Origin of the sequence: Streptomyces sp. ISL-96 (assembly GCF_018614035.1) — a bacterium.
Taxonomy (GTDB): domain Bacteria; phylum Actinomycetota; class Actinomycetes; order Streptomycetales; family Streptomycetaceae; genus Streptomyces.
The window spans coordinates 1-25,643 of sequence record NZ_JAGGPA010000019.1 but is presented as its reverse complement, the minus strand read 5'-3'; the positions used below and the strand labels follow the sequence as shown (position 1 = coordinate 25,643).

Here is a 25,643-nt window from a genome sequence, read left to right as displayed (position 1 = left end):
GTCAGGAACCTCCGGTGGTGGCGGTCAGGCCGGTCCGGCCGGTGGCAGCCGGTGAGCTCGCGAGGTAGGCCACGGCCTGCGCGGTGCTGGCCTCCTGCGAGGGGTGGTACGTACGGCTGAGGTAGCGCGGGACGGAGCGGATGATGTCGCCGGTCGCGGGCAGTACGCCCTGCCGCCCGCCGCGCACCAGGTCCTTGAAGGTGGCCTTGCCTTCGAGGAGGGTCGGGTCGTTCTCCATGAAGAACCGCGAGCCGCGCTGCCAGAGGAAGACCAGCGCGGTGAACGCGGTCGCCCAGGTCCTGACCCGGCGCCGGTAGCTGCCGTCGACGTGCATGAAGAGTTCGAAGGCGACGGAACGGTGCTCGACCTCCTCCGCGCCGTGCCAGCGCAGCAGATCGAGCATGGTGGGGTCGGCGCCGCGCCGGTCCAGTTCGTCCGCGTTGAGCACCCAGTCGCCGAGGAACGCGGTGTAGTGCTCAATGGCCGCGATGATCGCGACCCGCTCCATCAGCCACCACTTGCGGGCCTTGCCGGGCGGCAGGGTGCGGTCACCGAGGAGCTTCTCGAAGAGCCAGTCGACCTGGGCGGTGTAGGGCGTCGGGTCGAGCCCGAGCTTCTTCAGGTGCGGCAGTACGTCGTCGTGGGCCTGGGAGTGCATGGCCTCCTGGCCGATGAAGCCGATGACGTCCTCGCGCAGGCGGTCGTCGTGGATGTACGGCAGCACCTGCTTGTAGACGTGTACGAACCAGCGCTCTCCGGCCGGGAGCAGCAGGTGCAGCACGTTGATGGTGTGCGTGGTGAAGGGGTCGCCCGGGACCCAGTGGAGGGGCGTGTCGTCCCACGCGAACGCGACCTTCCGGGCCTTGAGCGGGGTCCGCTCGGACGCGATCGCGGCGGGCGTGGGCCCCTGCGGCGTATTAGACATGGCGTCAATGTACTGACGGGTACGACCTTGCAACAGGGGCGTGCGGCGGGTTTCTTTGCCGGAGGGGCTGGCTTTGCGGGCCTGGCGGCAGAACTCAGCCCGTCCGGCGTTTGAGGACACGCCCGGAGGGCGTACGGGGTCTGGGGCTTGCCCCAGGTTCGGGAAGGGGCGGGTAGGGGAACAGCGCCGCAGGCAACCCGCACCCGCACCCCAGCCCGCACCGGAAGCACCCCCGCACCGCCTACCGCAGCGCCCCCACCCGCTCCCCGCTCTCCACCCGTCCGTCCAGGTCCGCCTGTGCGCCCGCCTTCGCCCGTACCGCCAGCAGGTTGCCGCGCGCCGTGGCCTCCACCCCGCCCGACGCCGTCACCGACGTGAACTGCCCGCTTCCCGCCGCCAGTACGTACCAGTTCCCGCCCCGCGACTTCCACAGCACACCCGCCAGCACCCGCGGATCCCGCCCCCCGCACGCCGGCGAATGCTCGGCGCGCGCAGCGATCGCGCCCGGCGCCCCCTGCCTCGCGGACGGCGCCTGGAACTGGGCCAGCACCCTGCTGCCCGTACCCCGCCACGTCTCCGCGCGGGTGCAGAGCCAGGCGGCGGTGCCGTTGCCCTCGGGGAGGGGCTGCTGGGCGTACCCCCACAAGTTCACGCTGCGCACGCCGTGCGAACGCACCGCCGGCAGGAGGCACGCCGTACGCGCCCACCGCGCCCGCTCCTGCGGCCCGCTCACATCGCGCGGCGCGGACGGCGGGCCCGACGTCAGCCGGGCCGGGGCCAGCTCACCGAGGTCGGTCATCAGGCGGGGGCCCGCGTCGTCGCGCAGTTCGAGCGCGTCCCAGGACCGGCAGTCGCGCGCCTGCGCCGGACTCGCGAGCGGATCCGTCACACCGTCCCGGTTGCGCTTCAGCGGCGCCGGGGCCCCGGCCGGGTCGAGCAGGTCCCGTACGGACGCCGTACGCACCCAGGGGGCCGTCAGGTAACGGACGTTGCCGTCCGTGCGCCCCACCACCAGCGCGTTCGCCGCCGCCGCGTCCGCGCCGTCCACCCGCGCGAAGTCGAGCGCCGCGCCCGCCGTGCCGTCGCGGGGCTCGGCGTACCGGACGACGCGCAGGCCGTCGTACAGCAGCACCACCCTCGCCCCGTCGACGTCACCCGCGAAGAGCAGCTGCGGCGGACCCATCGGGGGGCCCACCGGCGTGGCGGGCGTCGCGGAGGTCTGCACGGAGGGGCCCGGCCTGGCCCAGACGGCGAGAGCGCGGCGCAGCAGGGCGTTGTCGGAGGCGAGGTTGCCGCGGGCCGGCCAGGCGGAGAAGTCGGTACGGGAAGACCGCTTCCACACCTCGGCCGCGACCCGGACCGTATGCGACGGGTCCAGCGCACGCTCGGACGCAGGGTTACGCGCATACGCCGGCGCGGCCGCACCGTCGGGCCCCCACCCCTCGCCCGGCAGCCCGAGCAGCGCCCCGCACACCACCACGGCGGCCGCCGCGGCGAGCGCGGCCTTGGCGTGCTGCCTGCGCCGCATCAGATCCGTCGGCCTGGCCTGGAGGGAGCACGGGTCGAACTCGGCGGACCCCAGCAGCGCCGCCACGCTCGCCCCGCCCGGCGCCTCGACCCCGTCCGCCTCGGCCAGCGCCGCGTGCGGGTCGGCGGCCCCGGCGGCGGTGAGCAGCTGCGCCACCTCCGCGTCCTGCATACGCTCCAGGCCGCGCAGTACGTACGCCGCCCGGCCGGGGCCGCTGAGCGCCGAGAGCCGCTGGTCCAGGGCGAGTTCGTCGGCTCCGCCGGAGCGCGGGAACAGCCGCAGCCCCCACACCTGCGGCAGCAGCGGCGGCAGCTGCGCCCGCTTGGGCCACGCCTTGCGCCACAGCGGCAGCCCGGCTTCCAGCGCCTGGCGCAGCACGCGCTGCCGTACGTACGCGTACCCCGGATCGGCCGAGGCGCCACCGGGGCGGCGCGGCAGCGGAACGGGGACCCCGGGGGTGCGGCTGCGCGGCAGGGAGCGCTGCACGAGCGAATGGGCGGTCAGGACGCGGCGGTTGCGGCCGAGGTGCGGCGGCAGTACGAGATACGCCAGCCGTACCAGCCGCGGATAGTGCTCGACGAGCGCGGCCTCGGCCTGCTCGACGTCGATGGGGGCGACGGTGGGTTCCACGGGCTCGACGGGTTCGATGGGCTCGGGGACAGGGCGGCTGGGGACAACATCCTGTGGGCGCACGTTCAGCAAAACGAGCGAATCGTCGGATGGTCACCTCGCGGGGGTCGCCGCAGGCAACCTGCACGCGAACCCGCACCCCCGCCGCCCGAACTCCTCAGCCCGCGCCCCACCCACTGAACTCAACCGTCCCCCGCACCCCACTCCCCCCATGCGCCGCACTCATGAACATCCCCGCGTCCTGGCCGTCCGCCACCGCTCCCCGCACCGCCACCCTCCCGACCGTTCGCCACGTCGTGCCGTCGTCCGTCGAGCACGCCCCCGTGTACGACCCGCCCGCCCGCGAGAGCCGCAGCATCACCGGCGCCTTCACCCCGGTCAGGCGCTGGTAGGCGTCCAGCGTGCCGTCGCCGTTCGTGTCGTACGACAGCACCACGCCGTTCGCCGGAGTCACCGCGAGGTTGAGGAACCCGGGCGACCCCGGCGTCGCCAGGCTGTTGCGGACGGTGATCCCGGCGCGCGCCCACGCCCCCGTCACCTCCTGCGCGTCCACCCGCACGGTGACGCCGCCGCCGTCCCGCAGCGCCCCCTCCCGGTACAGCACGCCGAATTCCGCGGTCGCCTTCCACAGGTCCTGGCCGCCGCCGTCCACCCCGTACCGGTCTTCCAGCTGGCCGAAGACCGCCCCGTTGTTCGTGTACGTCCGCCAGCCCTCGGCCAGCGGCCCCGCGACGTACAGGTAGCCCCGCTGGACGGTGGTCACCCGGGCCTCGCCCTGCGGACCGTACGCCGTGCTCAGCTCGTACGGCAGCGGCTTCAAGGGGCCGGTGAGCGGCCCGGCGGGAGCCTTCGCGCGCCACGACACGCTGTTCGTGCCCGCCGCCGGCACCGACCGCAGCGACGCCGGGCCCTCCGCGACCGCCTCGACGCCCGTGAGCGCGAAGTCGACGCGGCCGGTCGCCCGCAGCCCGTTGACGTTGCGGAAGGCGGCGGTGAGCAGAGCCGAGCCGCCGGGCGGGAAGGCGGCCGGTTCGGCGGTGACGGTGACCGTGCCCTGGTAGGGCGCGCCGGCCAGCACGTCGTGGACGCGCCGGGCCGTGCGGTACGCATCGTTCGGCGGGCGCAGCGGATACGTCTTGCGCTCGCGCGTCCACGGCTCCTCGACGGCGTACCAGTCGAAGGACTTCGGCGCGCGGTTCGCGGCCAGCGCGTCCTCCAGTTCGTCCAGGTACGCCTGCCACTGCGGAAGGTGGAAGTCGCCGATGAGGCCCTGCCAGTCGCGGTTGGCGTAGTTGGCGAGGCGGCCGGCGTCGGCGGTGGGGCGGCCCGCCCAGGTGGTGACCAGGACGCGCGCTGTGCGTTCCAGCTGCTCCGACTCCGCCGGCGAGGACGCCAGGCGCTTCGCGTCCTCGATCCACGGTCCGAGAAGGAAAGCGCGGTGCGAACCCGTCATGTCCTCGCTCAGCCGCATCAGCTTCAGCCAGAGGGCGGAAAGGGCACGGAAGGCCGTCAGGTCGCCCCGGCCGTACGCCGCCTTCAGCTGCGGCAGCAGCTGCCAGGAGCGGTTGGCGAGTGCCTGGCGGCCGAGGTCGGTGAGGTCGTAGCGGTACGCGTCGGAGCGGCGCAGGGGTTCCCGTACGCCGAGCAGCGCGCCGAACGCCTTGTCGAAGTCCGCCGGGTCGAAGGCGGGCGCATGCGTCGAGTAGTGCGTGCCGGAGGCGGCGGACAGGCTCGGGCGGGACGCGAAGACGGAGTCGTGCGGGCGGCCGTCGCGGCTGGTGATGCGGTACGCCGTCTCGCGCAGCGCGGCGAAAGCGGCGCGGGCGTCCGCGTCCCGGCCCCCGTACCGCAGATCGGCGTACCCCTGGAACCACTCCTCGCGGTCCACCGCCTCCCTTCGCCACGCCAGCTCCGAGAACAGCTCCAGCGCGGCCGGGTCGCGCTCGGCGGCCTCCGGCATGTAGGCGGTGCCGGCGAGGGCGGAGCCGGGGCGGTCGCGCCAGGCGGTGAAGCGTTCCGTCCACATGTACGTCTTGGCGCCGATCGTCGTACGGCCGCCAAAGTTCGGGATGGTGCCGAAGGCGTAGGGGGCGCCGCCCCAGTCCTTCTCGCGGTCGGTGACGGTGTCCAGGTCGGACAGGCCGTCCACCACCAGGAGGTGGTTCTTGTCGAGCGCGTCGAGCAGGTCGCGGCGCGGGTTCGTCTGCCAGCCGAGGATCATCCAGGTGGCGCCGGGGCGGGAGGCGTGGAGAGCCGTCTCGACCGCTCGGGCCGCCTCGGGGACGGGCACGTCGCCCGCCGAGCCGCCCTCGTGGAGGAGGTCCATCTTGAAGTGCTCGACCGGGCCGAAGAGTTCGTGCTGGTGGTGATAGAAGGACGCGGCGACCTTCCGGAAGGACGCCGTGCGCGGGTCGAGCCAGTCGGGGCGGCGCAGGCCCATCCAGTCGCCCTGCGGGACAGTGCGGGCGCCGGGGTTGCGGCCCGCGAAACCGTCGGGGACGGTGCCGAAGTAGCCTGGGAGCACCGGCTCCATGCCGAGCTCGCGCATGCGGTCGGTGATGCGCCGGCCGAGGGCGGCCCGTTTCGCGATGAGCTCGGGGGACAGCGGGCCGCCGTACGCGCTCATGTTCTGCAGGAGCCACCACGGCTGGTGGGAGGGGGCGGGCAGCCAGGTGCGGGCCTCGGTGTCGGAGTAACCGAAGTCCTTGAGGAGACGGTGATAGACGGCCTCCTGGCCGGTCGTGACCAGCACCTCGTTGAAGCCGTGCAGGGCGAGTACGTCGATCATGCGCTCCCAGCGGGCCCAGTCGGCGTACGGCGCGGTGTAGCCGTCGTGGGTGTCGTTGAACGCGAAGCGGTGCCGGACGGTGGCCGAACGCTCCAGGGGCGTGCGGGGCGCGGGCAGCCGCTGCGGGAGGTCGAGCTGGGTGCCGGACCAGGAGATGTGCGCGCCGCAGACGTACTTCAGGTACCAGTGGACGCCGGTGAGCGCGGCGGCGGGGCCGGTGGCCGCGACCTCGATGCGGCCGGTGGTGCCGCCGACCCGGAAACGGTCGTTGCCGCCGGTGTTGTTGAGCGTGGCGAGGTGGAACTGGCCGGCGTGCTCCGGAAGCAGCCGCTCCAGCGCGGCGCGGGCGGGGGCGTGGGAGGGGGCGTGGGCGGCAGGGGGTTCCGGTGCGGCCATGGCTGGGAGGTGCCCGCCCACCGCGGCTCCGACGCCGATGGCTCCGGCGGCGCCCAGCAGCGTACGGCGCGGCAGACGGTCGGTCATCGGGGGTGCTCCTCGGTGGGACGGCGACGTCGACAGGGGCGTACCGGGCGCACGTTAATGACGGCGTGGGGGTGCGGCAATGGGGCGTGCGATGTGTTCGTATCCACCCCACCGTGTGGCCCAACGGGGCACGATGGGCAGATGCGCAACCAACGCCGACGTACAGCGAACGCCGCCTCAGCCATAGCCGTTCTCGCCCTGCTCACCGGGGGTTGCGGGGCGGGCGGTGACGAAGAGAAGCCGGTGCCGGAAACGGCCACGGGCAGCCTGGAGCAGCTCGCCAAGAAGGTGGAGTGCGAGCCGAACATCCAGACGGACGCGGAGGAGCTGCGTCAGGCGAACTGCAAGACCGGCGACGGCCGCTACGTGCTGGCCACCTTCGCGACCGACCGCGGACAGCGCGAGTGGATCAACGAGGCCAAGGACTACGGCGGGGCGTACCTGGTCGGCAGGAAGTGGGTCGCGGTGGGCGACCAGAAGGTGGTCACAGCGCTGCGCGGCCAGCTCGGTGGGACGGTGGAGACTGCCTCGCACCACTCTGGGGACAGTGGCGGTGGGGGGAACGAGGAGAAGCACTCCGGTCACCACGGGAGCTGACCGCGCAGGGGGAGAGGGCGGCCGGTGGGGGACGGCCGCCCTAGGCAGGGGTCAGGTGCAACGGCGTCCGTCGTTCACGCAGGACACCACCTTCTGCATCAGCCGGCTGTTGAAGACGTTGATGAAGTCGCCGTGGTCGGTTCCCGCCTTGTGAAGCTGCTCAGGGAACGAGTCGACCGCGAACCCGGGGCCCGGCGGGACGTCGTAGACGATCCGCTGCACGAGCTGCGGGATGGCCTGGAATCCGTTCGGGCACGCACCGTTCTCGTCCGCGAAGGCCACATGGGTGCGGTGATTGGCGCTGTCGGTGTTCTGGCCGTCCCAGCAGCTCTGGAAGTTGAACGTACGGACGACCTGGCTGCCTTCCGGGCAGATCGGGTATTTGTCCTTGAGCTGGCGGTCCTCGAATCCGGTGCAGCTCCAGGACGCGTTGGCATTGGCGTCACCATTGGTGAACGCCTTGGCGTCACCGGTGATGATCCGAAGGAATCGCGGCATCGCGGTGACCTTGCTGACGGGACTGCCGACGAATTTCAGCGAGACTTCGGTGGGAGTCTGAATCTCGCCGACGTTGCTGTCTTTTCCTCCGCCGTCGGCATTGGCGTCGTTCTCGTTCTGGCCGTTCTGGAGGCGCAGGACGGGCCAGTAATACGTCGACTTGTCGCCCTGGTTCTGGCAGGTGGTCTGACCGCGGGCCAGGTCGTCGTCGCTCGCGAAGGCGTCATTGGCCTGGTTGCCGACGTAATCGTGCATATGGTGCGCGCCGTTGCTCACACCCGGTGCGACGATGACATTGTCCGGGTTGAACTTCCCGTTCTCGTTCTTCCCGCAATTGGTGGTGAACTCGCCGCGGGAGGCGCCGCGCTGCTGCTGGGGCTGCTGGACGTTTGGCTGGACGGACTGGATGTCGACGAAGTCGGCGGCGTTGGGGCCGTTGCCGGCCTGCCCGCCGTTGCCGTTGCCCTGGCCGTTGTCCTGGCCGGCGTCGCCCTGACCATCGCCCTGACCACCATCCTGGTTGCCATCCTGACCAGCGTTGTCGTTGTTGTCACCCTGATCGCCACCGTTCTGGCCGTCGCCCTGCCCGTCCCCGCCCTGCCCGTCTTCCCCGCCGGCCCCTCCGTTGTCGTCGGCGCGCAAGGTACAGGGTGCGAGGCTTTCGAGCCCCTGGGGGCGTTCGGCCGCACGGTCGAAGGCGATGGCGATCCGGTCAATGGTGGCCAGCCGCTTGTCCTTCAGCGGTCCGAGAATGGCGTTCTGGGCCAAGTTCGGGTCCTGTGCGATCTGCTGCTGGGAATCGGCGAATCGCTTGTAGGCCTCCGTGATCTGGGAGTCGAGAGCCGCGAGCTCCCGGTCGACTTCCTGGCGCGCCGAATCGGGTACCGCTTCGGGCAGGTCGTTCGCCACCTCCGGACAGTCAATGGTCGACATTTGCTGACCGGCGATCCGAAGCTGACCGGACTGAGCCGGGTCCGGGTCGGACCAGCCTTCACCTGCGGATGCGTAGACATTCACCGCGAGCAGTCCACCCCCGCCCAGGATCAGAGCGGCCGAAGCGGCAATCGCCCGGTTCGCCAGCGTGGAACGTTTTCTTGATGCGCGTCGCATGGAACTCCTCTTAGCTTCGTGCCGGGTGAAGGTAAGGGGGGTCCCGGCAGGGGAGAAGCGCTCCGTTCCATACGGGCGCGGTTCGCGCCCTGTTCAGACCTCTTCCGGATTCGTAGTTATCTCCATTCGCAAACAGGGACGGACCGCGACGTACGGGATGACGTGAGGCGCGGTGTCGCTGTCAGCCGGCGTACCGACCCGGAGCCGGTTGCCGTCGCGGTCCCGCACCTCGACCTCGCGCGCCCACGGCTGGTCCTCCACGGTTACGCCGAACTCCGCGGCGACGGCGTCCACGTCACGCACGCGCAGGTAGACCAGCGTGCCGGGGCGGGCGTCCCCCTGGTGCTCCGAAAGAAACAGGCTCATTGGGCCGCGTGCCACCTCCACGAAGGCGGGGAAGCCCGGCTCGAAGCGGTGCTCCCACTGTTTGGCGAAGCCGAGGCGGGCGTACCAGGTGGCCGCCGCATCGGCGTCTTTGACGTGCAGGATCGGGATGACGTCCTCGTTCATGGTCATGAGGTCATCCTCCCCTCAGGCTCTCAGGCGAACGGCGCGAGCTGCTCGTCCAGGGGAGCGCCGGTCATCCGGTTGGCCAGGGTCGACATCGTGTAGGCGCCTATGCCCAGGACGACCTCCAGGGCGTTCTGCGGGGTGTAGCCGTGGGCTGTGAAGTCCCGCAGGGTGTCGTCGGAGACGGCGCCGGCGGTCGCGATGACGGCCAGCGTGAACTGCCGTACGGCTTCGAGACGTTCGTCGCTGAGTGGCTGCTGCTGGTGCTGCTGCTCGCGCAGCGACGTGATCAGGTCGGCGTCCGCGCCGAGCGCTGTCAGCTTGGCTGTGTGCATCGCGACGCAGACGTGACAGCCGTTGCGGGTCGCGATCGTCATGATCAGGACCTCGCGGGAGAGCGGGTCCAGGGTCGTCGACTCGAACATCGCGCTGATCTTCAGGAAGCCGTCGAGCAGGTGCGGGGAGTTGGCCATGCGGGCGACGGGGGCGGGCAGGTAGCCCAGGTGCTTGGTGGTCGCCTCCATGGAGCGGCGGGAGGCGGTGGGGGCGGTCTCGGTGGTGTGGTCCGGGAACAGCGGCGTGCCGGTCAAGAGGTCTCCCTGAGAGGTAAACTCGACAATGTGATTGACGAAAAAGTAAACCACGTTGACGAGTTCTGCAATGGCTGAGGGGTATGAGCTTCCGCTGCTGCTGTTCGCCGGATTCCGGTCGTTCATCGACGAGTTGCACGCCGAACTGGCCGAACAGGGCCACCCCGACGTCCGGCCCGCCCACGGCTTCGCCCTCCAGGCGGTCGGCCGCGACGGTGTGACCGCGGGGGAGCTGGGCAGGCGGCTCGGGGTCTCCAAGCAGGCCGCGGGCAAGACCGTCGAGCGGCTGGAGCGGCTCGGTTACGTCGAACGGGCCGACGATCCGGCCGACGGGCGGCGCAAGCTGGTGCGTCTTACGCCGCGGGGGGCCGACGTACTCATGCGGTCGGCCGTGATCTTCGACCGGTTGCGGGACCGGTGGGTCGAGAGGCTCGGCGCGGAGCGGGTGAGTGACCTGGAGGAGGCGCTGCGGGCCATGGTCCCGGCGGACGGCCTGCGCCTGGACGCGGCGAGCTGGTTCGGCTCCTAGCGGCCGCCTGCGGCGGGCTTGTTCCCCACCCCGCCCCTCCCCGAACTGGGGCAGCGCCCCAGCTGCCCCCGGCGAATTCAGCCCCTCCGGCGCTTGAGGAGCGGGGTTCGGGGCGGCGCCCCGTGACGTGGCGTGGCGCCGCCGTGGCCCCCGCTTCAGCGGTCCGGCCGGCCGCGGTCCAGGTAGGCCAGTACCGCCAGCACCCGGCGGTTGTCGTCGTCGGACACCGGGAGGCCGAGCTTGCCGAAGATGTTCGACGTGTGCTTGGCCACCGCCCGCTCGGTGACGAAGAGCCGGCCCGCGATGGCCGCGTTCGACCTGCCCTGCGCCATCAGCTCCATGACCTCCCGCTCGCGCGGTGTCAGCCCGCCCATCGGCTCGTCCTGGGCGCGGCGGGAGAGGAGCTGGGAGATGACCTGGGGATCCATCGCCGTGCCGCCGGCCGCCACCCGCCGTACCGCGTCGATGAACTGCTCGGCGTCGAAGACCCGGTCCTTGAGCAGGTAGCCGATGCCACCATTGCCGTCGGCCAGCAGCTCACGGGCGTACAACTGCTCCACGTGCTGGGACAGGACCAGCACCGGCAGGCCGGGCCGCACCCGGCGCGCCTCCAGCGCGCACTGGAGGCCCTCGTCGGTGTGGGACGGCGGCAGTCGTACGTCGACGACCGCGACGTCCGGGTTCAGCTCGGCCAGGGCCCGGGAGAGTTCGGGACCGGTCTCCACGGCCGCCAGGATCTCGAAGTCGAAGGCTTCGAGCATCCGGACCAGGCCGTCGCGGAGCAGGAAGAGATCTTCGGCTAGAACAACTCGCAAGGGATCTCCATGGTCACCATGGTGGGACCGCCCGTGGGACTGCTGACGGCCAGGACGCCGTCGAATGTACCGAGCCGGCGTTCGATTCCGCTCAGCCCGGAGCCCGGGCCGGCCGCGGCCCCGCCCCGCCCGTTGTCGGTGACGGAGATCCGCAGCATGCCGTCGGCGTGGTGAATATCGGCGTAGACGCGGTCCGCCCCGGAGTGCTTGACAGCGTTCGTGAAGACCTCACTGACCGCGAAGTACGCCGCCGACTCGACCGGCGCGTCCGCGCGGCGCGGCAGGTCCACCGTCACCTGCGTCTCGATGGGCAGGCGCAGCGCCAACGCCCGTACAGCGTCGCCCAGTCCACGCTCCGCGAGCACCGGCGGGTGGATCCCGCGCACCAGGTCACGCAGCTCGCTCAAGGCCTCGGCGGAGGACTCCCGCGCCATCGCGAGGAGCTTCTTCGCCTGGGCCGGGTCCTTCTCGACGAGCGCCTCGATGGTGCCGAGGTTCATGCCCATGGCGACCAGCCTGGCCTGCGCGCCGTCGTGCAGATCCCGCTCGATACGCCGCAGTTCGGCGGCCGAGGTGTCGACGGCGTCGTGCCGTGTCTCGGTGAGGTGGTCGACGCGCTGGGCGAGCGTCATCTCGGGGGTGGGGCCGAGCAGCGACTTGGTGAGGGTGAAGTGGGCGCGCAGCAGCGCGGGGTTGTAGCGGACGCCCGCATGGAAGATGACGAGGCCGAAGGCGACGGCCAGCAGCGCGGTCCCCTGGCTGTCGACGCGGACAGGCCCGTACCAGTACGCGTCGCCGCCGGCCGCGAACACCCGCCACAGCCCCGCCGCCAGCACCAGGCTCTCCACCGGGTACAGGATCAGCACCGCGGGCAGAAGGGCGCTGACGCTGCCGACCGTCATGTCCACCAGCAGCCACAGGAAGTCCCGCCAGGTCGCCGGGTCCTTGAGCATCAGCACGCACCGCTCGACCTGCCCGACGAAGCCGCCGCGCAGGTCTGTGGGCAGCGGGCGGTACGGGACGGGAATGCGTACGTCCGACCACTGGGCGGCGAGCAGGCGCCGCCGACTGGCGTAGCCACGGAGCGCGGTCAGCGCGGCAGGGGTGGTGAAGAGGCCGACGCCGATCACGATGAGGAGGACGGAGACGATCGTGAACGTGAACAGGATGACGGATCCCGTGAGCGACACAACCATCAGTGCCAGTCCTCGAATCCCGGCAAGGAACGCGTTGCGTATTTTGGTCGCCATCATGGTGTCCAGCCTCTCCTCGGCGGCCCGTCCGCCGCGCACGTGCACAGTTTCGCCTGTGCCGCCCGCCAAGGTCATGGGGCCCGGCACCCCGGCCGGGGTGTACCCAGCACCACCACCCGAGTCCCGCACCTGTGCACCTATGTGCCCATGAAGACCCCCGGGATGGCAGCATGAGCGGACCATGACGGACGCCCGGTCGCCCCTGCGCGCACTACGAGCCGCACTCTTCGCGGCGGTGTGCGTCATTACAGCCGCTGTGGGGCATTCGTTCATGTCCGGGCATGAAGTCCCGCTTTCGGGGCTGCTCGCGGCCTTCGCGGTGACGGGCGGTCTCGCCTGGACCGCCGGTCACCGGCGACGCGGGGTCTTCGCCGTCGGCGGTGGCCTCCTCGCCGTACAGGGCGTACTGCACCTCATCTTCGGTACGGCGCAGGAGCCGGGCTCCGCCCACCACCAGATGCCCGTCGCGCACGAGCCGGCCGTCGCCGTATCGGGCGACGGCTCGTCGTCGCTCGCGATGACGGCCGCTCACCTCGCCGCGGCGCTCGTCTGCGGCCTGTGGCTGGCACGCGGCGAGGCCGCCCTCTTTGGGCTCGCGCGCGCGATCGGCGCGCTGGCCTTCACCCCGCTGCGGCTGCTGCTCGCCGTCGTACGGGCCACCGGACTGCCGGAGCCGGTACGCCCCAGGGGGCCCCGCACCACGCGCCGCCACGGCCACGGCGTCGTCCTCGCGCACGCGCTGTCGCGGCGCGGGCCACCGCGGGTGACCGCAACCCGCGCCACGGCCCCCGCACCCCTCACTGTCTGACCGCTGTCCGACCGTCGTCCGACCGCTGTCCGACCGCGTGACCAGGGGGCCGCTCCCCATGCCCCGTGCATGGCCCACCCAAGTCACCAGTCGACAACTCCGAGGACAGTCATGGCCATTGACGACCCCGTACAGCCCGCACAGGAAGCGGAGGCCGCCGGTCCGGCCCCCGCCGCCGGCGAACGCGGAACCTGGAGCGCCCTGCGCCCCCTCGTCCTGCGCGTCCACTTCTACGCGGGCCTGCTGATAGCCCCGCTGCTGCTGGTCGCCGCCGCCAGCGGGTTGCTCTACGCACTCTCCTTCCAGGCGGAGAAATTCCTCTACAGCAATGAACTGCAAGTCCCGGCGGGCGAACGCTCCCTCCCCCTCGCCGACCAGCTCGCCGCCGCCCGCGACGCCCACCCCAAGGGCACAGTGACCGCCGTCTGGCCCTCCGCCGAGGACGGCGCGACGACCAGGGTGCTGATGACCACACCCGAGGTCGAGGAGGGCAAGTCGCTCGCCGTCTTCGTCGATCCGTACACCGCCGAGGTACGGGGCCAACTGACCAGCTTCGGCAGCTCCGGCGCCCTGCCGCTGCGCACCTGGCTCGACGAACTCCACCGCGACCTGCACCTCGGCGACCTCGGCCGCCACTACAGCGAACTCGCCGCCAGCTGGCTGTGGGTGGTCGCACTCGGCGGCCTGCTGCTGTGGCTCGGACGCAGGCGCACCGCCAAGCGTGACCTGATCGTCCCCGAACGCGGGGCGAAGGGCCGCCGCAAGACGCTCTCCTGGCACGGCACGGTCGGCATGTGGGCCGTGCTCGGACTCGTGCTGCTCTCGGCGACCGGCCTCACCTGGTCCCGGTACGCCGGTGAGAACATCGGCGCCGTACAGGACCAGCTCGGCGGCGCCACCCCGGTGGTCTCCGCCGCACTCACCGAGGGCGCCGGCGGGAGCGGCGACGCACACGAGGGTCACGGCGGGGGCGACGGCGCAGGCTCCCACGAGGGCATGGCCGGCATGGACGTTGGCATCGACAACGCGCTCGCGGCCGCCCGCCAGGCCGGCATCGACGGCAAGATGTCGGTGATCCTGCCCAGCGAAGGCAGCGGTTACGTCGTCAAGGAGACCGACACCCAGTTCCCCGTCCACCTGGACTCCGTCGCCGTCGACCCCGCCGACGGCATGGTCATCGACGAACTGCGCTTCGCCGACTACCCGCTGCTCGCCAAGCTCACCCGCTTCGGCATCGACGCCCACACCGGCGTCTTCCTCGGTCTCGCCAACCAACTCGCCCTGGCAGCACTCGCGTTCGCCCTGATCATGCTGATCGTCTGGGGCTACCGCATGTGGTGGCTGCGCAGGCCGACGAAGGATCGCAGGCTGAGCGCCGGCCGCCCGATGCCGCGCGGCGCCTGGCGCAAGGTGCCGGTCACGTCCCTGTTGCCGCTGGTGGCGCTCATCGCGCTGGCGGGCTGGTTCGTACCGATGCTGGGCATCAGCCTGCTGGTGTTCCTTGCGGTGGACGTGGTGCTGGGGCTGGTGGCCAGGGTCCGCGCCCGTACGGGTACGGCTGCCTGACTCCGGGGGAAGGCCCGTTCGTACCTACCGGTCCAGGTCCGGTACGAACGGGCCTTCCCGTATCGGCGCGCGCATGCCCGCAGCGCGCATTCCGCGCCCGGCAGGGCCGCCTGACCGGTTGTCAGTCCTTGTGGTCGACGAAGAGCCCAGGTGGGGGCACCTGCGACCGGACCGGCCGCATGCGGCAGGATGACGACCGCGTCAGACCACACCCGTACCCCCGTACACCCGTACGGCCGTATGTCCTGACGCGACCGCGCATCCCTCGGACCACGGGAGTAATCACTGATGTACCGGGCCCTCACACTGCACGACGTGATCGTCGCCGGAATCGCGGCGGCCGTCGGCATCGCGGCAGGTCTGCTCCTGAGAGCGCTTCTGCGGTGGCTGCGAGAACGGGCCAGCCGGACGCGGTGGAACGGAGACGACGTCATCGTCGACGCCCTGCGAACCCTGGTCCCGTGGGCGGCGATGGCCGCCGGCGCGGCGGCTGCCGCGGCGGCGTTGCCACTGACCCCGACGACCGTGCGCAACGTCAACATGGCGCTGACCGCCATGCTCATCCTGGCCGGAACCCTCACGGCGGCCCGGGTGATCGCCGGTCTGGTGCAGTCGGTGGCACAGTCCAGGTCGGGAGTGGCCGGTTCGGCCACCATATTCGTCAACATCACGCGTGTCGTGGTCCTGGCCATGGGCTTCCTCGTCGTACTGCAGACCCTGGGCGTCTCCATCGCGCCGCTGCTCACGGCGCTGGGCGTGGGCGGTCTGGCGGTCGCTCTCGCGCTGCAGGACACCCTGGCCAACCTCTTCGCGGGCGTGCACATCCTCGCCGCGAAGACGGTGCAGCCGGGGGACTACATCCGCCTCAGCAGCGGCGAAGAGGGCTATGTCGTCGACATCAACTGGCGCAACACGGTGGTCCGTGACCTGTCGAACAACCTGGTGATCATCCCCAACGCGCAGCTCGCCGGCACCAACATGACCAACTTCAGCCAGCCGGAACAGCAGCTGTCGATCATGGTCCAGGTGGGAGTCGGTTACGACAGCGACCTGGAGCACGTCGAGCGCGTCACGACCGAGGTCGTGGAGAGCGTGATGACCGACATCACCGGCGCCGTCCCCGACCATGAACCCGCTGTTCGTTTCCACACGTTCGGAGACTCCAGGATCAGCTTTACGGTGATCCTCGGCGTCGGCGAGTTCAGCGACCAGTACCGGATCAAGCACGAGTTCATCAAGCGCCTGCACCAGCGCTACCGGGCCGAGGGCATCGCGGTGCCCGCCCCCAAGCGGACCGTGACTGTGCAGCAGGGCGGGCCGCCGATGCCGAAGGTGATCCCGCACCAGCGCGAGGCGACGACCGAGCCGGCGTTGTAACGCCCGCCCGGCCCGCCCGGCACCGGCCTGTCAGCGCCCGGGAACGCTGTACTTGTATCCGACCCGCCGCACCGTCTGGATCGTGCCGCGGTGCTCCGCGCCGAGCTTGCGGCGGAGCCGGGCGATGTGGACATCGACGGTCCTGCCGTCGCCCACATGCCCGTAGCCCCAGACGGTCGTCACCAACTGGTCCCGCGTGTGCACTCGGTTGGGATGCGCCACCAGGTGTGCGAGGAGCTCGAATTCGAGGTACGTGAGATCGAGCGTCCGCCCGTCCACGGTGGCGGCGCGCTGGGCACCGTCGATGCGCACCGGCCCGTCGGCCGAAGACTCGTCCTCCCCGGCCGCCGTCGGCGGCGCGACGGCGGGCTGCTGATCGGCCGGTACGAGCACGAGGTAGCCGGTCATCGGCGGCCGGCCCGGGAGCGTGGGCAGCGTGTGCGGCGGAGCGGGCAGCCAAGTGGCGCCGGGCGGAAGGAAGTCGGCCACATCGAGTGCCCTGCCGTTACGCACGGCCTCGTCCCGGTCGACGGCTCGCAGCCGGTGGCGGCCGAGGGGGGCGGGGGACTGCGAGGGTGCGGCAGCGGAGAAGGTACGGGTGTTCGCCATGAGAGGTCAGCTCTTTCGCGCGAGGGATTCGTCGAGGAGGTACGGGACGTACCGCTTCGTGCGCGCTGGACCGAAGACCGGTGTGAACGGCTTTAGAGGGCCCGCGCGTTCGTCGCGCGACAACACACCCGGTCGAAGTCGTGATGCTGACGGGAAGGCCAGAACGGCTCCAGGTCGCTGCGACCTGTCGCGGTGTGTTCCTGATGGAGGCTGGCCATGAGGCCTATTGAAGCAGACGTCCGCCCGCCACGGCACGCGAAGGGGGCGCCCGCCGGATCGGCGGACGCCCCCAGTTGCCTGTGGCGTCGCGGGCGGTGCTGCGGATCAGACCTGGCCGGCCTTCTCCATCGCGGTGCAGCAGGTGTCGACGATCAGGCGCGTCACGACGTACGGGTCGACGTTCGCGTTCGGACGGCGGTCCTCGATGTAGCCCTTCCGGTCCTGCCCGACCTGCCACGGGATACGGACCGAGGCGCCGCGGTCGGAGACGCCGTAGCTGTACTCGTTCCACGGGGCGGTCTCGTGCAGACCGGTGAGACGGTCGTCGATGCCCGCGCCGTAGTTCTTGACGTGGTCCATCGGCTTCGAGCCCTCGCCGAGCGACTCGCACGCGGTGATGATCGCGTCGTAACCCTCGCGCATCGCACGCGTCGAGAAGTTGGTGTGCGCGCCCGCGCCGTTCCAGTCGCCCTTGACCGGCTTCGGGTCGAGGGTCGCGGAGACGTTGAAGTCCTCGGCGGTGCGGTAGAGCAGCCAGCGGGCGACCCACAGCTGGTCGGCGACCTCCAGCGGCGCCAGCGGGCCGACCTGGAACTCCCACTGGCCGGGCATGACCTCGGCGTTGATGCCGGAGATGCCGAGACCGGCGGCGAGGCAGTGGTCGAGGTGCTTCTCGACGATCTCGCGGCCGAAGATCTCGTCGGCGCCGACGCCGCAGTAGTAACCGCCCTGCGCGGCCGGGAAGCCGTTGACCGGGAAGCCGAGCGGCCGCGAGCCGTCGAAGAAGGTGTACTCCTGCTCGATGCCGAAGATCGGCTCCTGGTCCGCGAACTGCTCGGCGACCGGACGCAGCAGCGCACGCGTGTTGGACTCGTGCGGCGTGAGGTCGATGTTCAGGACCTCGCACATGACGAGTACGTTGTCACCGCCGCGGATCGGGTCCGGGCAGGAGAACACGGGCTTCAGCACGCGGTCGGACGCGTGGCCCACGGCCTGGTTCGTGCTGGATCCGTCGAAACCCCAGATCGGCAGCTCGTCGAGGCCCGCGGCCGAACCCGGCAGTATCTTCGTCTTCGAGCGAAGCTTGGCGGTCGGCTCGGTGCCGTCGATCCAGATGTACTCGGCCTTGAAGGTCACGGACGCCATCCTTTGTGGTGCTGCGGCTGCTGCGGTACTGCGGCTTGTGAGGGCAGCTTCGCAAGCGCTGATTTCCCGTCCGTTGCCCGATTGTGAACCCCGTGTTACTCAGGTTTCTTCCGTATCACGAGTGCACATCAGGAGCGCTTGCCGGTGACGAAGGCCAGGATGGCCGCGGTGGCATCCGGCGCCTTGCTGGTGGGGCCGAAGGCCGGGTTGCCGCGGACGGACGAGCCGGGCCAGGTGTGGCCGCCGCCGTGTACGACGATCAGCTCGACATCACCGCGGGGCGACGGGGAGTCCCAGACGGTGCGGGTATAGCCGGTCTTCTTCTCGGTGACGGGGGAGGGCGTTCCCTTCTTGCCCGCGGCTGATGCCGCCGCTGCCGCGAAGGCCTCCGCGCTCGCCCTCGCCGAAAGGGTCGGCGTGGACGGCTCGGCACCCGGAGCGGGCGTGCCCGGCTTGGGCATCCCGGTGATCGGGCGTACGGGGTCCTTGTCGCCGTAGATGAGCAGTGCGGGCACGGCGTCGGTGGGCCGGACCTCGGCGGGCTTCGTGGGCAGCTGGCCCGCTACGGTACCGGCCGCGGCGACGAGGTCGGGCCGCTGGGCGGCCATGCGCAGGGCCATGGAACCACCGTTGGAGAAGCCGACGACGTACACGCGCCGGGGGTCGGCCTGCCCGCTGCCGACCAGCTTCTTGATGAGGGCGGCGGTGAACCGTACGTCCGTGTCGGGGTCGGGGCGCTTGGCTGTGGGGGCGCCGCCGTCGCCCCAGCCCTTGTTGAGGCCCTCGGGGTAGGCGACCAGGAGGCCGCGGCGGTCGGCGGCCTTGTCGAGACCGCTGAGCCGGCGTACTTCCTCGGCGGTCTGGCGCCGGCCGTGGAAGGCGATCACCAGCGGCTTGCGCCCGTCGCCGCTCTTGGCGGGCCGGTGCAGCAGGTAGTCGCGGGAGGTGCCGTCGACCTCCAGCCGCGCCCGGGTGTCGGTGGGCGGGGCGGCGGCCGAGGTGGGGGAAGAGGAGGGGCGAGGCGTGGTGTCCGCCGGTGTGGTGGAACAGCCGGTGAGGGCGGTCGTGACTGCCAGTAACAGGGCGAGGGAGGCGCCCCGAATGTGTGAGTTGCGTGAGGTACGTGAGGTCATGTCGCCGATCAGAGCAGGTCTGAGGTCGCCATGTCCAAGATCTGTATCGCCAACGGATCGATATGTGTTTCGATATCATCGCTGCTCATGGACCTCCTTCGGCACGTGCGCTGCTTTGTGGCTGTTGCGGAAGAGTCACACTTCGGGCGGGCGGCAGCCCGGCTGAACATGGCCCAGCCGCCCCTGTCCCAGCGCATCCAGCGCCTTGAACGGGAGCTGGGAGTAAGGCTGTTCGACCGCAGCAGCCGCCAGGTGACGATCACCAAGGCCGGCGCCCTCCTGCTCGACGACGCCCGCGCGCTGCTGGCCCGCGCCGACGCCCTGGCCGCCACGGCGGCACGTTTTCGGGACGGCGAGAGTGGGGTCCTGCGGGCCGCTCTGCCGCCCGACATTTCCAGCCGCACAGTCGCCGCGATCCTCCGCGCCTTCCAGGAGCGGCAGTCCGGCGTCGAACTGGAGCTGCGCGAACTGTCCACCACCGAGCAGCTCGCCGAACTCGCCGCCCACACCCTCGATGTCGGCCTCATCCATCACCCGTGCGACATCGCGGGCCTGGAACTGGGCCAGGTCCTGCGCCGCCCGCTCGGCGTACTCCTGCCGCGCGACGCACCCGCGGCCGCCCTCGGGGTCGTACCGCTGGCCGCTCTGACCGGGTACGACCTGATCCTCTTCCCGCGTGCTCACGCCCCCGCCCTCCACGACGACCTGCTGACCACCTGCGCCCGTAACGGCTTCACACCCCAGGCCGTCCGCCACGGCCACGGCGAACGCTTCACCCGTGGCCTCGTCCTCTCGGGCAGCGCTGTCGCCTTCACCCCCGAGGACGACCAGGCGGCCGGCCCGGCCCGCCCGGCCCGGGGGACCGGCGGAACTGACGCGGACACGGTCTGGCGCCCGCTGGCCGGCGCCCCGTTGGCGTGGCGGCACTCCCTGGCCTGGCCGAGCGGGCGCGGGGACGTCACCGTACGGGCCTTCAACGACATCGCCATGGACGCCCTGTGGAACACTGCCGGGGTGAGTGCCGACCTGCCGCAGCGCTCGCTCCACCTGCGCCCGGCAGCGGAGTACTGGCTGTGAACACCACCCGAGCACCCGACGCCCGCATCCGCGCGGCCTTCGACGAAGCCGGCGTCACCGGGTACTTGCACGCCGTCGACGTCGACTCGGACATGCAGGATTCCAGGACGCAGATTTCCGTCGGCGCGGACACCCTGGTCGCCACCTCCAGCGTGCACAAGCTGTGCCTGCTCGTCACCCTCTACCGGCAGGCGGCGGACGGTCTGCTCGATCTCACCGAACAGATCGAGTCCCCCGGTGACGCCCGCACAGGCGGCCCCACGGGCCTGGCCGCGATGCTCGACCCGGTACGCATGTCCATGCGCGACCTCGCCTATCTGATGATGTCGGTCAGTGACAACGCCGCCGCCGACCTCCTCTTCCAGCGCGTGGGCCTCGCCGCCGTCAACGACGCGATGACCACACTCGGCCTCACCCGTACCCTCGCCACCCAGACGGTGGGCGAACTCTTCGCCACCATCGCCGAAGACACCGGACAGGCCGGCGTCCGGGCCCTGGCCGATCCCCAGGTCGTCGCCCGGCTGCGCGCCCTCGACCCCACCCGCACCAACCGCGGCACCCCGCGCGACATGACGCGCCTGCTCACCGCCATCTGGCGCGACCGGGCCTGCCCGCCCGAGTACTGCGCCGCCCTGCGCCGGATCCTCGGACTCCAGGTGTGGCCGCACCGGCTGGCCTCCGGCTTCCCGTTCGACGACGTACACGTATCCGGCAAGACCGGCAGCCTGCCGACCGTGCGCAACGAGATCGGCGTCGTCGAGTACCCGGACGGCGGCCGTTACGCCGTCGCCGTCTTCACCCGCGCGGCAAGCACCGCCGCGACGCTCCCGGCGGCCGACGCCGTCATCGGCACCGCGGCCCGGATCGCCGTCGAGGCCCTGCGCGCCCCCTGAAGCCCCAGGCACACTTACGGATATGACCGACCCGTCGACCACACCGCGTATGCCACGCATCGGACTGCTCGGCACCGGCCCCTGGGCGGCTGCCACCCAGGCACCGGCGCTCGCAGCGCACCCCGACGCCGAGTTCGCGGGCGTGTGGGGGCGCAGGCCGGAGGCGGCCGCCGTGCTCGCCGCCGCCCACGGCACCACGGCGTACGCCGACGCCGACGACCTCTTTGCCGCATGCGACGCCGTCGCGATCGCGCTGCCGCCCGACGTCCAGGCCCCTTTGGCGGTACGGGCGGCGGCCGCCGGATGTCACCTGCTGCTGGACAAGCCGCTCGCGACGACGGTGGCGGGGGCGCGCGAGGTCGTCGAGGCGACGCGGAAGGCGGGCGTATCGTCGGTGGTCTTCTGCACGCTGCGCTTCGCGACGGGCACGACGGAGTGGATCGCCGAACAGGCGGTGGTGGACGGCTGGTTCACGGCGCACGCGCGCTGGCTGGGCGCACTGTTCTCGCCCGGCGCGGACAGCGTGTACGCCCGATCCCCCTGGCGCGGCGAGAAGGGCGCGCTGTGGGACGTGGGACCGCACGCCCTGTCCGTACTCCTGCCGGTGCTGGGCGACGTTACGTCGGTGAACGCGGCGCCGGGCCCGGGGGACACCGTCCACCTCGTACTGCGGCACACCTCGCAGGCGTCGAGCACGGTCACGCTGAGCCTGAGCGCCCCGGCGGGCGCGGCGGGCGCGACGGTGGAGCTGCGTGGCACGGCGGGCGTGGCGGAGCTGCCGCCGTGGGGCGGCGGGCTCGAATCCTTCGCCGCGGCCATCGACGCACTGCTGCACGCCGTACGCACCGGAGAGCCGCATCCCTGCGACGCGGGGTTCGCCCTACGGCTGACGGAAATCCTCGCCGCCGCGGAGACGCAACTATCCAGCCCGTCCGGCGTTTGAGGACCGGGGTCTGGGGCGGAGCCCCAGTTTCGGGAAGGGGCGGGGTAGGGGAAAGAAAAGCCCCCGCCCGCGCCCTACCCCACGCGCTCGATCCGCGCGTTCCGGATCAGGAACTTCCCAGGCTCCCGCACCTGCTCGAACGCCGCGTTGTTCAGCAGGGCACAGCTCCCAGAGGCGGAAGTCACCTCAACAGTCGTCGACTTGGAGTTGTCGAGGTTCGTGACCTTGAGCTGCGTACCGACAGGGAACTCCCCGCTGGAAGCGGCAGGCGCCCCGCCTTCCCCGGACAGTGTGACAGTGGACCCGGCACAGACCACTTCGCCGACCGCCCCCGCACCCGCGCCACCCTCCTCCGGAGGGGCAGCCTCGTCCACCGGCGGGGCACTCACGTCCACCGGCGGGGCGCTCCCGTCCGCCGGCGGGGCGCTCCCGTCCGCCGGCGGAGCCCCCGCGTCACACCCGGCCGCCGCCTGCTGACGCTTGATCTGCTCGATGACCGCCTCCCGGTTGGCGATCCGCGCATCCGACTGCGCATCAGGATTGGCCCGCTGCCCGGCGATGAACTGCTCGTTGTTGCTCAGCGCGGTGGCCAGTCCGTCGCAGGCCACCGAGGCCTGACTCGTACCGGTCATCACCACGGCGGTGCCCGCGACCAGCGCGGTGGCGCCCGCCAGCAGGGCGAGCTTCTTCTTGCGACTGAGGGTTTTCTTGCGCGACACGTGCGACTCCTGTCCGCGGCCGAGTGCCGTGTGCACCACGGCCGCATGGGTTTCCGTGTGCCGTTACGTACGAGTAGCAACCCCGTCCGTCTCAACCACCCCAGCAACAACTTCCGCATCAGGCAGGCGGCAGCGCCCGGCACAACGCATCCAGCGCACCCGCGTACGCGTGCTCGGCCGGCGTCGAATACCCCACGACGAGCCCGTCACCCCCACTCCCACCCCCAATGTCCGGATGCCGGTAGTCGGACAGCCCCTCCACCGCCAGCCCCTGCCACGCCGCCGCTTTCACCACCGCCCGCTCGGTGCCGGCCGGCAGCTCCAGCACGGCGTGCAGACCGGCCGCGATCCCCGTCACGCGCACCTGCGGCGCACGCTCCGCCAGCACCTCCACCAGCCGGTCGCGCCTGCGCCGATGGCGCTGCCGCATCCGGCGCACATGACGGTCGTACGCCCCCGACGCGACGAAGTCGGCCAGCGTCAGCTGCTCCGTCGCGCTCGACCACTGTTCCCGCTCGCCTTTCGCCGCCACGATTCCACTCACCAGCCGCTCCGGCAGCACCATCCACCCGATCCGCAGCGTGGGTGAGAGGCTCTTGCTGACCGATCCGATCAGGACCACATGGTCCGGATCGAGTCCCTGCACCGCGCCCACCGGCTGCCGGTCGTAGCGGAATTCGCCGTCGTAGTCGTCCTCCAGGACCAGCCCGCCCGTCGCCCGCGCCCAGTCCACGACGGCCGCCCGCCGCTCAGGACCCAGCGGCCCGCCGGTCGGGAACTGGTGCGCGGGAGTGAGCAGTACGGTCCCGGTCCCACGCCCGGCCAGTTCACCCACCCGCGCCCCGTCCTCGTCGACCCCGACCGGCACGGTACGTACCCCCTCCTGCGCCAGCAGCGCGCGATGGAACGGCAGCCCGTACGCCTCCACCGCCCACGCCCCGCCCACCACCCGCGCCAGCAGCCGCAGCGCGTGCGCGGCCCCCGAGCACAACACGATCCGATCGGCGTCCGTCCGTACCCCGCGCACCCGCGCCAAGTACTCAGCGAGCGCCTGCCGCAGTTCCGCCCGGCCCTGCGGATCGCCGGGCCCGAAAGCGTCGTTGGGCGCGGCGCTCAGTGCCCGGCGGGCGGACGCGAGCCAGGCGGTGCGCGGGAAGGCGGAGGGGTCCGGTCGGCCCTGGACCAGGTCGTACGTCGGACGGGCGGCCCGCGTGGGCGTGCGGGCCCGCTGTGCCGGCGCGGCCGGAGCCGCCCGCTGCGCGACGCGGGTCCCGGACCCCTGCCTGGCCGTCAGCCAGCCCTCCGCGACGAGTTCGGCGTACGCGTCGGCGACCGTATTGCGGGCGAGCCCGAGGTCGGCGGCGAGGGAACGGTACGGCGGCAACCGCGTCCCCGGCGCGAGCCGCCCGCTCCGAATCGCCTCACGCAGCGCCCGCATGAGCACGGTGCGCCGACTGCCGGAGCCCGCCTTCTCCAATTCCAGATGCAGATCGCTGCCGAGCTCCTCCGCGGAATTGACCCACGATTCTGCCACTGAAATGCACCCCTTCGACGGTCGCCTGCGTCCATAGAGTCGTACACATGACGACGACAGAGATCAAGCAGACGCCCGCTGCCTCCGCCTCCTCCACCGCCCTCGCCTCCGCCCCCACTCGCCTCAACTTCGCCAAGGCCGCCCCCAAGGCGTTCAGGGCCGTGATCGGCCTCGACGCCGCCGCCCGCGAGGGACTCGACCCGACGCTCGTGGAGCTGGTGCAGATCCGCTCCTCGCACCTCAACCACTGCGCGTACTGCCTGCACATGCACACCTCCGACGCCCGCAAGGCGGGCGAGAGCGAGGAGCGGCTGCACATGGTCGCGGTGTGGAAGGAAGCCGCGCACTTCTTCACGGAGAAGGAGCAGGCGGCTCTGGCCCTCACGGACGCGGTGACGCTGATCGCGGACGGCGGCTTGCCGGACGACGTGTACGCACGTGCGTCGTCCCACTTCGACGACAAGGAACTGGCCCAGCTCCTGGCCCTGATCTTCACGATCAACACCTGGAACCGCATCGCGCTGGCCACCGCGAAGACGGCGGGCGAGGACGAACGAGTGTCGTGACCACTCAGGGAGTTCCCGGCGCCTTCCCGTCCTCGTGCGCCACGACGTTCTTGTTGACGTACGTCAGGAGCTGAGTGGCCTGTTCGGTCAGCTCCGCCTCGCGCGTCTCGGAGCCGTCCGCCCACTGCGCGTTGGAGAAGACCACCGACCGGACCGTCATCAGCCGCCTGAACACCCCCGGGGATCCGGGCGGTACGGTCGGCAGACCGGCCTCGGGCGGCGGATCGAGCGAGACGACCTGGTAGGTGACCGGGTCCATCGAGACCATCGCGAAGACCGACGCCGCGTCCTCGGCCCGCTTGAGGCTCAGTACGCCGACGGTCACCTGCGAGCGCCGCTCGGCATCGGTGAACAGGGCGGAAGTCAGCTGCAGGCACCCACTGCCCTGGGCTATGAGCCCGGCGAGTTCCTGCGACATGCCGCGCTCGCACTCGGTGGTGGTGCCCACGTCGATGCGGCGGTAGACGGTGCCGTCGGCGAGCCGCACGGTCTTCGCGGGGAAGGCCTGGGTGGGGCGTACGACGGGACGCGCGAGCAGCGAGGGCAGCGAGGGCAGCGCGGCGGGCGCGTCGGGGGGCAGCGCGGCGCTGACGGAGGGGACCGGGACGGCCGGGGCGGCTGTGCGCGAGGACGGCGCGTCCTTGGTACGGGCCGAATCGACGAGGGAGCCGGCCCCCTGGGCCGCGACGTACAGCACCGCACCCACCGCCACAGCGGAGACCACCCCGACCACGGCCACCGCGCTGCCGGCGATGAGCCACGTGCGGCGCTTCGACCGGGGGGCCGGGGGCGGGGGC

The 25,643-nt window shown here is 71.5% G+C and carries 23 protein-coding genes; 9 read left to right on the top strand and 14 right to left on the bottom strand.

All coding sequences use genetic code 11. From position 1 onward, the window contains the following. Position 1: 1 nt before the first annotated feature. The 3 genes from J7E96_RS12915 to J7E96_RS12905 all read right to left on the bottom strand — a co-directional run bounded on the left by J7E96_RS12915 (position 2) and on the right by J7E96_RS12905 (position 6,354). A complete protein-coding gene (locus J7E96_RS12915; protein WP_215130692.1) occupies positions 2-925 on the bottom strand; it encodes a metal-dependent hydrolase in 924 nt (307 codons plus the stop codon). A 241-nt stretch (positions 926-1,166) separates the two neighbouring features. Then, positions 1,167-3,146, bottom strand: a complete 1,980-nt coding sequence (locus J7E96_RS12910) for a hypothetical protein (protein WP_374196663.1) — start codon at positions 3,144-3,146, stop codon at positions 1,167-1,169. A 94-nt stretch (positions 3,147-3,240) separates the two neighbouring features. Continuing rightward, positions 3,241-6,354 (bottom strand): alpha-N-acetylglucosaminidase, encoded by a 3,114-nt coding sequence (locus J7E96_RS12905; protein ID WP_215130690.1) that lies wholly within the window; start codon positions 6,352-6,354, stop codon positions 3,241-3,243. 141 nt (positions 6,355-6,495) lie between these two features. Here J7E96_RS12905 and J7E96_RS12900 point away from each other — a divergent pair, with 141 nt between their 5' ends. After that, positions 6,496-6,951, top strand: coding sequence for a hypothetical protein (locus tag J7E96_RS12900; protein ID WP_215130688.1), 456 nt, complete (start codon positions 6,496-6,498; stop codon positions 6,949-6,951). A 51-nt stretch (positions 6,952-7,002) separates the two neighbouring features. Here the strand turns inward: J7E96_RS12900 and J7E96_RS12895 are convergent, their stop codons facing one another. The 3 genes from J7E96_RS12895 to J7E96_RS12885 form a co-directional block, all read right to left on the bottom strand. After that, the gene (locus J7E96_RS12895; protein WP_215130686.1) at positions 7,003-8,559 is read right to left on the bottom strand and encodes a DUF1996 domain-containing protein; all 1,557 of its coding nucleotides are present in this window, start codon (positions 8,557-8,559) and stop codon (positions 7,003-7,005) included. 93 nt (positions 8,560-8,652) lie between these two features. After that, the gene (locus tag J7E96_RS12890) at positions 8,653-9,069 is read right to left on the bottom strand and encodes a glyoxalase superfamily protein (protein ID WP_251069834.1); all 417 of its coding nucleotides are present in this window, start codon (positions 9,067-9,069) and stop codon (positions 8,653-8,655) included. Positions 9,070-9,098: 29 nt separating this feature from the next. Next, the gene (locus J7E96_RS12885) at positions 9,099-9,593 is read right to left on the bottom strand and encodes a carboxymuconolactone decarboxylase family protein (protein WP_215130753.1); all 495 of its coding nucleotides are present in this window, start codon (positions 9,591-9,593) and stop codon (positions 9,099-9,101) included. Positions 9,594-9,729: 136 nt separating this feature from the next. Between J7E96_RS12885 and J7E96_RS12880 the strand changes: the two genes are divergently transcribed. Next, positions 9,730-10,188, top strand: coding sequence for a MarR family winged helix-turn-helix transcriptional regulator (locus J7E96_RS12880; protein ID WP_215130684.1), 459 nt, complete (start codon positions 9,730-9,732; stop codon positions 10,186-10,188). A 155-nt stretch (positions 10,189-10,343) separates the two neighbouring features. On the opposite strand, the gene J7E96_RS12875 is transcribed toward J7E96_RS12880, so the two are convergent. Both J7E96_RS12875 and J7E96_RS12870 read right to left on the bottom strand, forming a co-directional pair. Next, positions 10,344-11,003: a response regulator transcription factor gene (locus J7E96_RS12875; RefSeq protein WP_215130682.1), complete on the bottom strand. Its 660-nt coding sequence runs from the start codon at positions 11,001-11,003 to the stop codon at positions 10,344-10,346. After that, positions 10,988-12,256 carry a sensor domain-containing protein gene (locus tag J7E96_RS12870; RefSeq protein ID WP_215130752.1) on the bottom strand — a complete coding sequence of 423 codons (1,269 nt, stop codon included), beginning with the start codon at positions 12,254-12,256 and terminating at the stop codon, positions 10,988-10,990. The genes J7E96_RS12875 and J7E96_RS12870 overlap by 16 nt, the downstream gene beginning before the upstream one ends. A 181-nt stretch (positions 12,257-12,437) precedes the next feature. Between J7E96_RS12870 and J7E96_RS12865 the strand changes: the two genes are divergently transcribed. The 3 genes from J7E96_RS12865 to J7E96_RS12855 all read left to right on the top strand — a co-directional run bounded on the left by J7E96_RS12865 (position 12,438) and on the right by J7E96_RS12855 (position 16,007). Then, positions 12,438-13,064 carry a hypothetical protein gene (locus J7E96_RS12865; protein ID WP_215130680.1) on the top strand — a complete coding sequence of 209 codons (627 nt, stop codon included), beginning with the start codon at positions 12,438-12,440 and terminating at the stop codon, positions 13,062-13,064. A 111-nt stretch (positions 13,065-13,175) separates the two neighbouring features. Then, entirely contained in the window at positions 13,176-14,630 is a 1,455-nt protein-coding gene (locus J7E96_RS12860; protein ID WP_215130678.1) for a PepSY domain-containing protein, read from the top strand. Between the two features lie 288 nt (positions 14,631-14,918). Then, positions 14,919-16,007 carry a mechanosensitive ion channel family protein gene (locus J7E96_RS12855; RefSeq protein WP_215130676.1) on the top strand — a complete coding sequence of 363 codons (1,089 nt, stop codon included), beginning with the start codon at positions 14,919-14,921 and terminating at the stop codon, positions 16,005-16,007. 30 nt (positions 16,008-16,037) lie between these two features. Here the strand turns inward: J7E96_RS12855 and J7E96_RS12850 are convergent, their stop codons facing one another. The 3 genes from J7E96_RS12850 to J7E96_RS12840 all read right to left on the bottom strand — a co-directional run bounded on the left by J7E96_RS12850 (position 16,038) and on the right by J7E96_RS12840 (position 19,114). Next, entirely contained in the window at positions 16,038-16,616 is a 579-nt protein-coding gene (locus tag J7E96_RS12850; RefSeq protein ID WP_215130674.1) for a winged helix-turn-helix domain-containing protein, read from the bottom strand. 324 nt (positions 16,617-16,940) lie between these two features. Further along, a complete protein-coding gene (glnII, locus tag J7E96_RS12845) occupies positions 16,941-17,972 on the bottom strand; it encodes a glutamine synthetase (RefSeq protein ID WP_215130672.1) in 1,032 nt (343 codons plus the stop codon). 137 nt (positions 17,973-18,109) lie between these two features. Next, on the bottom strand, positions 18,110-19,114 hold the full coding sequence (locus J7E96_RS12840; RefSeq protein ID WP_215130670.1) for a PHB depolymerase family esterase: 1,005 nt from the start codon (positions 19,112-19,114) through the stop codon (positions 18,110-18,112). Between the two features lie 87 nt (positions 19,115-19,201). On the opposite strand from J7E96_RS12840, the gene J7E96_RS12835 reads away from it, so the two are divergent. Genes J7E96_RS12835 through J7E96_RS12825 form a run of 3 tightly spaced genes read left to right on the top strand, consistent with a single transcriptional unit; the run spans position 19,202 to position 22,027 of the window. Further along, on the top strand, positions 19,202-20,191 hold the full coding sequence (locus J7E96_RS12835) for a LysR family transcriptional regulator (protein WP_215130668.1): 990 nt from the start codon (positions 19,202-19,204) through the stop codon (positions 20,189-20,191). Continuing rightward, positions 20,188-21,084: a serine hydrolase gene (locus J7E96_RS12830; RefSeq protein WP_308295924.1), complete on the top strand. Its 897-nt coding sequence runs from the start codon at positions 20,188-20,190 to the stop codon at positions 21,082-21,084. The genes J7E96_RS12835 and J7E96_RS12830 overlap by 4 nt, the downstream gene beginning before the upstream one ends. 22 nt (positions 21,085-21,106) lie before the next feature. Beyond that, positions 21,107-22,027, top strand: coding sequence for a Gfo/Idh/MocA family protein (locus J7E96_RS12825; protein WP_215130666.1), 921 nt, complete (start codon positions 21,107-21,109; stop codon positions 22,025-22,027). Positions 22,028-22,101: 74 nt separating this feature from the next. Here the strand turns inward: J7E96_RS12825 and J7E96_RS12820 are convergent, their stop codons facing one another. Both J7E96_RS12820 and J7E96_RS12815 read right to left on the bottom strand, forming a co-directional pair. Next, positions 22,102-22,746, bottom strand: a complete 645-nt coding sequence (locus J7E96_RS12820; protein WP_215130664.1) for a septal ring lytic transglycosylase RlpA family protein — start codon at positions 22,744-22,746, stop codon at positions 22,102-22,104. Between the two features lie 118 nt (positions 22,747-22,864). Beyond that, on the bottom strand, positions 22,865-24,280 hold the full coding sequence (locus J7E96_RS12815) for a PLP-dependent aminotransferase family protein (RefSeq protein ID WP_215130662.1): 1,416 nt from the start codon (positions 24,278-24,280) through the stop codon (positions 22,865-22,867). A gap of 47 nt (positions 24,281-24,327) precedes the next feature. Between J7E96_RS12815 and J7E96_RS12810 the strand changes: the two genes are divergently transcribed. Next, complete coding sequence (locus J7E96_RS12810; protein ID WP_215130660.1) at positions 24,328-24,846, top strand: carboxymuconolactone decarboxylase family protein; 519 nt, start codon at positions 24,328-24,330, stop codon at positions 24,844-24,846. Positions 24,847-24,850: 4 nt separating this feature from the next. Here J7E96_RS12810 and J7E96_RS12805 read toward each other — a convergent pair. Next, positions 24,851-25,643, bottom strand: a 793-nt coding sequence (locus J7E96_RS12805) for a hypothetical protein (RefSeq protein ID WP_215130658.1), incomplete at its 5' end; no start/stop codon positions are given.